This is a genomic window from Flavobacterium cryoconiti (assembly GCF_048158645.1).
Lineage (GTDB): Bacteria > Bacteroidota > Bacteroidia > Flavobacteriales > Flavobacteriaceae > Flavobacterium > Flavobacterium cryoconiti.
This window is the reverse complement of record NZ_JBLNKW010000005.1, coordinates 228,998-240,513: the sequence shown is the minus strand read 5'-3', so window position 1 is coordinate 240,513 and position 11,516 is coordinate 228,998. Positions and strand designations below refer to the sequence as shown.

Here is an 11,516-nt window from a genome sequence, read left to right as displayed (position 1 = left end):
TATGAGATTAGTAATTTTAGGTGGAGGAGAAAGCGGAGTAGGAACTGCTATTCTGGGTAAGAAAAAAGGATACGATGTTTTTGTGTCTGATTTTGGAAAGATAAAAGGAAATTACAAAGAGGTTCTTATCATTAATGAAATTGCTTGGGAAGAAGAAAAGCACACGGAAGATTTGATTCTGAATGCTGATGTGGTGATGAAAAGTCCAGGGATTCCGGATAAATCTCCAATAGTGAAAAAGCTTTTAGGAAAAGGAATTCCGGTATTGTCGGAAATTGAGTTTGCTGCTCCTTTTACAGATGCAACTATAATAGGAATCACGGGAAGTAATGGAAAGACTACAACTACGATGTTGACCCATCATTTGCTAAAATCGGCAGGGTTGAATGTAGGACTGGGAGGAAATATTGGAAAGAGTTTCGCCTGGCAGGTGGCAGATAATAAATACGATTCTTATGTGCTTGAATTGAGTAGTTTTCAATTGGATGGGATTGTAAATTTTAAACCACATATTGCGATTATTACGAATATTAGTCCAGATCATTTAGACCGTTATGATTATAAATATGAAAATTACATTGATTCAAAGTTTAGAATTACAATGAATCAAACCGAGGAAGATTATCTCATTTATGATGCCGATGATGAAGCCATTGCGGAATGGTTTAAAACACATACAACTAAAGCCAAATTAATTCCTTTTTCATTGACAAAAACTTTCAGCGAAGGAGCTTATATAAAAAACAACAAAATGGAAATTTCAATCAATCAAGAAGAGTTTACAATGGACACAGAGCATATTGCCTTAGAAGGAAAACATAACATGAAAAACGCAATGGCAGCAACTTCTGTGGCAAAATTGATGCAAATAAGAAAATCTACAATACGTGAAAGTTTGTCTAATTTTCAGGGAGTGGAACATCGTCTTGAAAAAGTATTGAAAATTCAAAATGTACAATACATCAATGATTCAAAAGCAACTAATGTAAACGCCACTTTTTTTGCATTAGATAGTATGAATACGCCTACGGTTTGGATTGTTGGTGGGGTTGATAAAGGAAATGATTACAACGAATTGATGTCATTAGTTCGTGAAAAAGTGAAAGCGATTATTTGTCTTGGTGTGGATAACAAGAAAATTATAGATGTTTTTGGGAATGTGGTTGATATGATGATTGAAGTTGACAATATGAATGATGCTGTGAGAATGGCTCAACGATTATCAGAAAAAGGAGATACGGTATTATTGTCGCCCGCTTGTGCAAGTTTTGATTTATTTGAAAACTATGAAGACAGAGGAAATCAATTCAAGCAAGCAGTTAAAAATTTATAAAAAATAAGAATTAGGATTTAGGAATTGTATTCTAAACATGAAATCCTAATTAGTAAATCGAAAATTCTAAATCAAAAAATGAAACAACTAATAAACAATTTAAAAGGAGATAAAGGAATTTGGTCATTTGTGGCCTTATTAGCCTTGTTTTCATTTATGCCTGTTTTTAGTGCGAGTAGTAACTTGGCTTATATTGGTCATGGAACAGGAAATACATTAGGTTATCTGGTAAAACATTTAGCGCATATTGCCTGTGGTTTTACGATTATTTATTACGTTCATAAAATTCCCTATCATTATTTTCGTTCTATTTCTAAATGGTTATTGCCTATAGTATGGGTAGTTTTAGCCATTACAATGATAAAAGGAACAGTGATTGGTGGTGCTAATGCTAGTAGATGGCTTCAAATTCCGTTTGTAGGGATTTCGTTTCAGCCTTCGGCTTTTGCTGCTTTGGTTCTGTTTGTATTTGTGTCACGCTATTTGTCAAAAACAAGAGATAAAGCTATAGATTTTGTAGAATCATTAAAAGAGCTTTGGTTGCCGGTTTTTATAACGCTGATGTTTATTTTACCAGCAAATTTTTCGACTACTGCTCTTATTTTTTCTATGATTATAATGCTTGCCTTTATTGGTAAATATCCTTTAAAATATATAGGAATAATTATAGGTTCTGGAATACTATTTCTATTGTTTTTTGTTTTGCTTTCCAAAGCTTTTCCGGATGCTAAATTTTTTAACCGAGTAAAAACTTGGGAAAGTCGTATCGAAAACTTCTCAACGGATAAACCCGATGAAGATGATTACCAAATAGAAAAAGCTAAAATTGCTATTGCCTCGGGACAATTATATGGATTAGGTCCTGGTAAAAGTGTTCAAAAGAATTTCTTGCCACAATCGTCTTCCGATTTTATTTACGCCATTATTGTTGAGGAATATGGACTTTTAGGAGGTTTGGGAGTTCTTGCGTTGTATTTATTATTGTTGTTTCGATTTGTTATTGCTTCACATAAAGCCAATACATTGTTTGGAAAATTAGTGGTCATAGGATTAGGTTTTCCCATGATATTTCAGGCGATGATTAATATGGCAGTTGCAGTAGAATTATTACCGGTTACAGGACAAACATTACCATTAATTAGTAGTGGAGGAAGTTCCATCTGGATGACTTGTTTTGCACTTGGGATTATCATTAGTGTGACTAAAAAGGAGGAAGAGATCGCTCAGGAATTAAAAGATGCTGCCAAAAGAGAAGAAGCACTTCAGAAACTAATCGACAGGGAATTAGAAGAGGAAGTTGTGACAGAAGGAGATTATTCTATTGAGGATAAAGCTACGAATCCAATGAATGCAGTTTTAAATAAGTAATTCGGTTTTCAGAGAAAAAGTAAATTATAAAAACTTAGGAACTCAGTAACTTTAATAAAGATGAAACAGTATAAATTCATATTAAGCGGTGGCGGTACAGGCGGACATATTTATCCGGCAATTGCAATTGCCAATGAATTAAAATCTCGTTTTCCTGATGCCGAAATTCTTTTTGTAGGGGCCAATAATAAAATGGAAATGCAAAAAGTACCTCAAGCAGGTTACAAAATCAAAGGACTTTGGATTGCAGGATTACAACGAAGACTGACATTTGATAATGCGCTTTTTCCAATTAAATTACTTTCAAGTTTGTTAAAATCCAGAACAATAATCAAAGAGTTCAAACCGGATGTTGTTATTGGAACCGGAGGTTTTGCAAGCGGACCTTTATTGCAGGTAGCTGGAATTGCGGGTATTCCAACAGTAATTCAAGAACAAAATTCCTATCCTGGAATTACCAATAAATTATTGAGTAAAAAAGCAAGTAAAATTTGTGTTGCTTACGAAAATCTGGAGCGATTTTTTCCAAAAGGAAAAATGATTTTGACTGGGAATCCAGTTCGTCAGGATTTAATTGATATCGACAGTAAAAGAGCGGAAGCCATTCAATATTTTAATCTAGACTCAAAAAAGAAAACATTATTAATTCTTGGAGGAAGTCTGGGAGCAAGAAGAGTCAACCAATTAATTGAAAAAGAATTGGAAAATATTCTTTCTCAAAATGTTCAGGTGATTTGGCAATGCGGAAAATTATATTTAGAAGACTATAAAAAATATAACAAAGAAAATGTTCAGGTGGCCGCTTTTATCGAAAGAATGGATTTAGTTTATGCTGCTGCAGATGTTATTATTTCCCGAGCAGGAGCATCATCAGTTTCGGAATTGTGTATTGTTGGAAAACCAGTGATTTTTATTCCGTCACCTAATGTAGCTGAAGATCACCAAACTAAAAATGCACAGGCAATTGTAGATAAAAAAGGAGCATTAATGCTTAAAGAATCGGAGCTAGATTCGCAATTTGGTCTTGTTTTTGAAGCGTTGTTGAAAGATCAGGGAAAACAAAACCAACTGAGTGAAAATATAAAACAATTGGCTATGCCAGAGGCAACAAAACAAATTGTTGATGAAATTGTAAAGTTGATTAAATAGAGAGAAAAAAGATAATAGTGCAAAGACTTAAAATAATATGAACTTAAATCAAATACATAACGTCTATTTTATAGGAATTGGAGGCATCGGGATGAGTAATCTGGCTCGTTATTTCAAGAATTTGGGAAAACAAGTTTCTGGTTATGATAAAACACCTTCGGCTCTTACCAATGAATTAATAGAAAGCGGAATTTCAATTCATTTTGAAGACAGTATCGATTTAATTCCTACAGATTTTTACGTAGAAAATACGTTGGTGATTATTACGCCAGCAGTTCCAAAAGCACATTCAGAGTGGAATTATTTCTTGGAAAGAGATTTTCAGGTTAAAAAAAGAGCAGAGGTTTTAGGAATAATCACAAAAGATACTTTTTGTTTTGCGGTTGCTGGAACACATGGAAAAACGACTACCTCAGGTATTTTAGGTCATATTTTGTATGAAAGTGGCGCAGATGTTACTGCTTTTATTGGTGGAATTGTAGAAAATTACAATTCTAATTTAATAGGAAACGGAAAAACAGTTACTGTTGTTGAAGCTGATGAATTTGATCGTTCGTTCCTGCATTTGCATCCTAATATTGCATGTATTACATCAATGGATGCGGATCATTTGGATATTTATGGAACCAGTGAAGCAATAGAGGAATCTTTTGTTGAATTTGCTTCTAAAGTAGAAGATAAGAGCAAGCTTTTTATAACGAAAGAATTGCCTTTAGAGGGTATTACTTGTGCCGTAAATGAAGAGGCGATTTTCAAAGCTTTTAACGTTAGAATAGGAAATGGTAGTTATGTTTTTGACGTACAGACGCCTACGGAGATAATCAAAGATTTGTATTTTGGATTACCGGGAAAACACAATTTGATGAATGCATTAATGGCTATTGCAATGGCAAATATATTCGGCACCCCAACCGATGCCATTGCAAGTGCCATTAAATCATTCAAAGGAATAAAAAGAAGGTTTTCGTATCAAATTAAAACGGATAAGTTAGTTTATATTGATGATTATGCACATCATCCAACGGAGATAAATGCAGTACATCAGGCGGTTAGAGAATTGTATCCAAGCCAAAAAGTATTGGCGATTTTTCAACCACATTTATTCAGTAGAACGAGAGATTTTGCGGATGATTTTGCCAAAAGCTTATCTGCTTTTGATGAGGTTGTTTTATTAGATATTTATCCGGCCCGTGAATTGCCAATGGAAGGTATAAATTCACAATGGTTGATGGATAAAATGACCAATAATCATAAAAAAATAGTCTCTAAAAGCGATTTAATTTCAACAATTTTAGCTAGCGATGCTACTGTTATTGTAACAATTGGAGCAGGAGATATTGGAGAATTAGTGCCATCCATTAAAAAAGCGATAAATGAAACTCTTTAATTGGACAAATATTCGGTTAATACTAATGTTTATAGTAGTAATTTTTCTGTTTTCGTTTACGTCAAATCGAAATAAAAACAGAAAATTGACTAAATCTGTAGTGGTTTTTGTTGGAGATAATGCGCCTTTTGTTAAACAGGAAACGGTTAATAAATTGTTAATAGAAAATAATAGAGATGCATCAAGCATTCAAAAAGTTAATTTAGATTTGAATAAACTGGAAAGAACTCTAGATGCACAAGAAATGATTGAAAAATCAGATGTATTTGTGAGTATTGACGGTGTGTTGAAAGCAGTAGTAAAACAAAAAACTCCTATAGCTAGAGTTTTTGATGATGGTGGTTCTTTTTATATTGATTACGAAGGAAATAGAATGCCATTGTCAACTAATTTTACAGCGAGAGTTCCACTTGTATCCGGGGGGATAAATAAAAAAAATAACGAAGATTTAGCCGACTTATTTCGCGCAATCTATGACGATGCGTTTTTGAAAAAAAACATCATTGGAATTGAAATTATGCCGAATGGTAGCTTAAAAATGCTCAATAGAAATTTTGATTATCAAATTGATTTTGGTAGAATGATAAATGTGGAGCGAAAATTTAAGAATTATAAAGCTTTTTTTCAAAAAGCGGTTTTAGATAGTTCGTTGTATAAATATAAAAAGATTGATCTCCGATTTACGGAACAAGTAGTTTGCACTAAATAATAGATAATGGAAAAAGAGAATATTGCAGTAGGTCTAGATATTGGGACAACTAAAATAGTTGCCATGATAGGCAAGAAGAATGAATATGGGAAACTAGAAATTTTAGGTGTAGGAAAATCTAAAAGTTTAGGTGTGGCAAGAGGCGTTGTAAATAACATCACTCAAACTATACAATCGATACAACAAGCAATACAAGAAGCCGAAAATAATTCAGGCTATAAAATAAAAGATGTAGTGGTGGGAATTGCGGGTCAGCACATCCGTAGTATTCAGCATACCGATTACATAAGCAGAAACAATCCGGAAGAAGTAATTGGAGGGAATGATATTCAGCTTTTGATTGACCAAGTAAATAAATTAGCAATGTTACCTGGCGAAGAAATAATTCATGTTTTACCGCAAGAATTTAAAATTGACGGACAATCTGAAATTAAAGAGCCTATAGGGATGTATGGCGGAAGATTAGAGTCTAGTTTTCATGTTGTAGTAGGACAAGCCTCATCAATTCGTAATGTAGGCAGATGTATTCAAAGTTCAGGAATCGAATTGTCAGGTTTAACCTTGGAACCATTAGCTTCGGCAGATGCAGTTTTGAGTCAGGAAGAAAAAGAAGCAGGAGTTGCGCTTATTGATATAGGTGGTGGAACAACAGATTTGGCTATTTTCAAAGATGGTATTATTCGCCATACGGCGGTAATTCCTTTTGGAGGAAATGTAATCACAGATGATATAAAAGAAGGATGTTCTATAATTGAGAAGCAAGCTGAATTATTGAAAGTTAAATTTGGATCTGCTTGGCCAGGGGAAAATAAAGACAACGAGATTGTTTCTATTCCGGGATTAAGAGGCAGAGAGCCAAAAGAGATTTCATTAAAGAATCTTTCTAAAATTATTCATGCCCGTGTTGTTGAAATTATTGATCAAGTTTTTACGGAAGTGAAAGCTTACGGACACGAAGATCCTCGTAAAAAACTAATCGCAGGAATAGTTCTTACTGGTGGTGGTGCTCAATTGAAACACATCAAACAGTTGGTAGAATATATTACAGGAATGGACACAAGAATAGGATATCCAAACGAGCATTTGGCTGGAAATTCAGACGAGGAGATTTCAAGTCCTTTATATGCTACTGCAGTTGGATTGGTAATGAACAGCATCGAAAACAAAACGCAAAGTGCGGTTAGAATGGATGCTATCGAACCACCAAAAGCACCAGTGTACAGACAACCAGTTGTTCAAGCACCAGTGATTGAAGTTTCTGAAGAAGAAGTTGAGGAAGAGGCCCGAAACACTAATGAAAAACAGAATTCGACAGTAAACAGAATTCAGAGAAATTTCTTCGACCGTTATGTGGATAAGATTAAGGATTTCTTAGATAATGCAGAATAAGGGCAGTGCCCAAAAAACACAATAAATAATAAATATCAAAAACCAAATAAAATGATGAGCAACTCAGAATTTGGAAGTATTTCATTTGATTTACCAAAGAACCAATCAAATGTAATAAAAGTTATTGGTGTAGGTGGAGGCGGTAGTAACGCCATAAATCACATGTTTAAACAAGGAATCAAAGGTGTGGATTTTATCGTATGTAATACGGATTCTCAGGCCTTACAGAGCAGTTCTGTGCCTAACAAAATACAGTTAGGAGTACATTTAACTGAAGGACTTGGCGCTGGAGCAAACCCAGATGTGGGTCAGCAATCTGCTATTGAAAGTATTTCCGAGATTGAAAAAATGTTGGATCGCAATACTAAAATGGTGTTCATCACTGCCGGAATGGGTGGTGGAACTGGAACTGGAGCTGCACCAGTAATCGCACAATTGGCTAAAGAAAGAGACATTCTTACTGTAGGGATTGTGACATTACCTTTCTTATTTGAAGGGAAAGTGCGTCAGGAACAAGCATTAATTGGGATAGAAAAGTTACGCAAACAAGTCGACTCTTTAATTGTTATCAATAATAACAAATTAAGAGAAGTATATGGAAATCTTGGTTTCAAAGCTGGATTTTCAAAAGCAGACGAAGTTTTGGCAACAGCCTCAAGAGGAATTGCTGAAGTAATCACGCATCACTATACTCAAAATATCGATTTAAGAGATGCCAAAACAGTATTGTTTAATAGCGGAACGGCTATTATGGGATCTTCTGTTTCTTCAGGTGAGAATAGAGCTAAGGAAGCAATTATTGCCGCTTTAGATTCTCCTTTGTTAAATGATAATAAAATTACTGGTGCCAAAAACGTATTGTTGCTTATCGTTTCTGGAACTAATGAAATTACAATTGACGAAATTGGAGAAATCAATGATCATATTCAAGTTGAAGCAGGTCATAATGCGAATATTATCATGGGGGTTGGTGAAGACGAATCGCTAGGAGATGCTATTGCAGTGACTATAATCGCTACAGGTTTTGATATTGAACAACAAAATGAAATCGTAAATACAGAGCCAAAAAAAATTATTCACACATTAGAAGATGAGCAAAGAAGTGTTCATAATCTTAGTAATAAAACGGTTACTGCATTCGATTTGAATTCAGAATCTCCAGTTTCTAATTCAAACGAAAGAATAGTTTTTGATTTGTTAGAAGATACTGTAGTTGCGCCTGAACCAGTGGTAACAATACCAACACCAGCGCCAACAATCAATAAAGAAGAGTTGATGGTTATGTCGGAATTTATTAAAAATTTAGATGTTACTTTCGAAATCGTTTCGCCTATTACTGATATTGATTTCACAATCACATCTCCAGTAGCCGAAGTTAAAGAAGTAAAAGCGGTACAACCAAAAGTTATTGAAAGACAAGAACAAACTACTTTCTCTTTTGATTTGCCACTTTTCAAAACAGAGCCGGTAGCACAAGTCGAGGAAAACAAAGTTTTGTTTGAATTAACAAATGAAACTCGTGATATTAAAGTAAATGAAGCAGTTCAATTTGTTCCGGTAACGGAATTGACTGATAACGGAATTATTAAATATTCTCTTGAAGAATATATGGAGCCTGAGAATGATTTTATGGCTAAGCCAGTTGCTAAGACTCCAGAAGTTGTTATTCCGGCTGAGTTGAACATTACCATGAAACAAGTTAATACATCAGTAAATGCGCCTGTTGACTTTGATGCTATTTCTCCTATGGAAATGACCATCGAAGAATCATTGCGAATGAGAGCTGATGAAAGAAGAAAAAAGTTAAAAGAATTCAATTATAAGTTTCATAATAATGTTTCTAAAATTGATGAGTATGAAAAAGAGCCTGCTTACAAAAGATTAGGAATAGACATTTCAAACAATCAAACTAATAATACAAATTCGAGAATTTCTGTTGGAACAGACAGCAACAACGATCTACAGTTGCGTTCTAACAACTCGTATTTGCATGACAATGTAGATTAACTAACTCAAACCAAAATGAAACAGCCCGAAAATTCAATTTAATTTTCGGGTTATTTTTTTGTGTAGCGAGAAGAATGCAATCTATTGTTAATTCCAGTAAATTTCTTTAAATTTGCCAGGCCTTAATCCAGCTGTCGTTTCAAGCTTTTTCTCGAAAATGCTTTTTTCTAAGTCCTTAAAAGAGCTTCTAAAGTCGCTTTTTAAGTTCAAGAAAAAATACATTTTCTCCTAAAAAGGCTTTTCACTACCATCTGGGGCATTTAAAGAGCAGTCGTTTTCATAATTAGCATTTCAACAATCGATTAAACAAATAATCGATTAACCAAATTAACAATAAAGAATATGAGTTTATCAGTACAAATCATGGACGAAATGAAAACCGCCATGAGAGCCAAAGATACAGTTGCATTAGAAGCTTTAAGAGCCATAAAATCTGAAATCCTATTAGCTCAGACAGCATCAGGATCAAAAGAAGAAATAACGGAAGACGACGAGGTTAAATTGCTTCAAAGATTAGTAAAAACCCGTAAGGAAAGCGCTAGAATTTTTACAGAGCAAAACCGTTTGGATTTGGCTGAACCAGAATTGGCTCAAATTGCAGTAATCGAAAAATTCTTACCCGCACAATTGAGTGAAGCAGAAGTTGAAGCAGTGATTGCAAAAATCATCTCCGAAACTGGAGCTTCAGGTATTGCTTCAATGGGAAAAGTGATGGGATTAGCTGCTGCTCAATTAGGCGGGACTGCTGAAGGAAAAACCATTTCTACAATAGTTAAAAAATTATTGACATAAAATAGTTATGATTTGCGATTTAGGAATTGGAATTTCAAAACTTTAAATCGCAAATCAAATGGCTGCGTAGTTCAACTGGATAGAATATCAGATTTCGACTCTGAGGGTTGCAGGTTCGAACCCTGTCGCGGCCACAAACGCAAACAAAATACTCCAAAATAATTTCAAGTAAACTTGATTATTTTGGAGTATTTTTGTTTTAAAGAAGAAAAAAAATATGACAGAACAACTTTTTATTTTCATATTGTTTGGGGTATTATTTCTTGTAATGATTATTTTTAGAGTTCTGGAGCCTGCTTATCTCTTATTGTTCAATAAGCCACTTTATATTCATTGGTATCCTTTTTCTAAGAAATTAAAATCTAGCCAACGACAAATTTTAGTCAATGAATTTCCATTTTATAATAGACTTTCCTCTAAAAGGAAAATGTATTTTGAACATCGGGTAAAAGAGTTTATCGGGAACTATCAATTTATCGGGAACGAAATTGTCATTTCAGAACAAATGCAAATGTTGATTGCAGGAACTTATGTAATGTTGACTTTTGGAATGAGGAACTATCTTGTCAGTTTATTCAATAAAATAATAATTTATCCTTCCAGTTATTTTTCTACAGTAAATCAAGAATATCATAAAGGAGAATTTAATCCTAGAATGAAAGCCATAGTTTTTTCATGGGAAGATTTTTTGCTGGGGCATGCAACATCAAATGATAATATTAATCTTGGCTTACATGAGTTTTCACATGTACTGCATTTTCATTGTTTAAAAAGTAATGATCCAAGTGCCATTGTCTTTTTTGATGAATTCAATGAAGTAGTAAAATATTATACCGACCAAAATTTAAATAATGAATTAAGACAAAAAGGTTATTTTAGGTTGTATGCCTATGAAAATCAATTTGAATTTTTATCAGTAATATTAGAGCATTTTTTTGAAACACCTCTTGTTTTTAAAACAACACATCCTGAATTATACGCGCATATTGCTAAGATGATCAATTTTAAAGAAGAATATTTAAATTAAAGGGTTCATTCTAATCAGCTTAATTCGGTTTTATATTTTATGATAAGTTTTTTTTATAAAAAGCCACTCGTAAGTTATTAAAAAGAAAATCGTTATGTAAAATGAAATAGTAATGCCATATTTTTATATATTTGTCCATAATTGTAATAATCATTTTATACTCAAAAGAAAATGATATTAGTTCTACAAAAAAGAACAATTACTACACCATTTGAAATTATCATAATCAGGAATCATTTTTGTAGGGTTAAGAACGTCTATAGTCACTGATACTATTATAGACATGATTTTAGAAAAATCAATTACAAGAATAACTGAAATTACTCTAAAATTTTTATATTGTTATTTTTATAAT

At 33.5% G+C, this 11,516-nt stretch carries 9 protein-coding genes and 1 tRNA gene; all 10 read left to right on the top strand.

Annotation, left to right across the window (positions count from 1 at the left end; genetic code table 11):
* Position 1: 1 nt before the first annotated feature.
* The 10 genes from murD (at position 2) to ACM55H_RS09320 (ending at position 11,161) form a co-directional block, all read left to right on the top strand.
* The gene (gene murD, locus ACM55H_RS09365; protein WP_416836247.1) at positions 2-1,333 is read left to right on the top strand and encodes a UDP-N-acetylmuramoyl-L-alanine--D-glutamate ligase; all 1,332 of its coding nucleotides are present in this window, start codon (positions 2-4) and stop codon (positions 1,331-1,333) included.
* Between the two features lie 78 nt (positions 1,334-1,411).
* Positions 1,412-2,701, top strand: a complete 1,290-nt coding sequence (locus tag ACM55H_RS09360; protein ID WP_416836246.1) for an FtsW/RodA/SpoVE family cell cycle protein — start codon at positions 1,412-1,414, stop codon at positions 2,699-2,701.
* A 60-nt stretch (positions 2,702-2,761) separates the two neighbouring features.
* On the top strand, positions 2,762-3,850 hold the full coding sequence (gene murG / locus ACM55H_RS09355) for an undecaprenyldiphospho-muramoylpentapeptide beta-N-acetylglucosaminyltransferase (RefSeq protein ID WP_416836244.1): 1,089 nt from the start codon (positions 2,762-2,764) through the stop codon (positions 3,848-3,850).
* Positions 3,851-3,887: 37 nt separating this feature from the next.
* On the top strand, positions 3,888-5,237 hold the full coding sequence (gene murC / locus ACM55H_RS09350; protein WP_416836243.1) for a UDP-N-acetylmuramate--L-alanine ligase: 1,350 nt from the start codon (positions 3,888-3,890) through the stop codon (positions 5,235-5,237).
* Positions 5,224-5,946 (top strand): cell division protein FtsQ/DivIB, encoded by a 723-nt coding sequence (locus ACM55H_RS09345; RefSeq protein WP_416836242.1) that lies wholly within the window; start codon positions 5,224-5,226, stop codon positions 5,944-5,946. Before murC ends, ACM55H_RS09345 begins: the two co-directional genes overlap by 14 nt.
* A 6-nt stretch (positions 5,947-5,952) precedes the next feature.
* Positions 5,953-7,335 (top strand): cell division protein FtsA, encoded by a 1,383-nt coding sequence (gene ftsA, locus ACM55H_RS09340; protein WP_039108929.1) that lies wholly within the window; start codon positions 5,953-5,955, stop codon positions 7,333-7,335.
* A 51-nt stretch (positions 7,336-7,386) separates the two neighbouring features.
* Positions 7,387-9,342 carry a cell division protein FtsZ gene (gene ftsZ / locus ACM55H_RS09335; protein WP_416836241.1) on the top strand — a complete coding sequence of 652 codons (1,956 nt, stop codon included), beginning with the start codon at positions 7,387-7,389 and terminating at the stop codon, positions 9,340-9,342.
* Positions 9,343-9,684: 342 nt separating this feature from the next.
* On the top strand, positions 9,685-10,134 hold the full coding sequence (locus tag ACM55H_RS09330; protein ID WP_416836240.1) for a GatB/YqeY domain-containing protein: 450 nt from the start codon (positions 9,685-9,687) through the stop codon (positions 10,132-10,134).
* A 60-nt stretch (positions 10,135-10,194) separates the two neighbouring features.
* Positions 10,195-10,268: transfer RNA gene (locus ACM55H_RS09325), tRNA-Arg, on the top strand.
* A gap of 83 nt (positions 10,269-10,351) precedes the next feature.
* Entirely contained in the window at positions 10,352-11,161 is an 810-nt protein-coding gene (locus tag ACM55H_RS09320; RefSeq protein WP_416836239.1) for a zinc-dependent peptidase, read from the top strand.
* Positions 11,162-11,516: the final 355 nt, after the last annotated feature.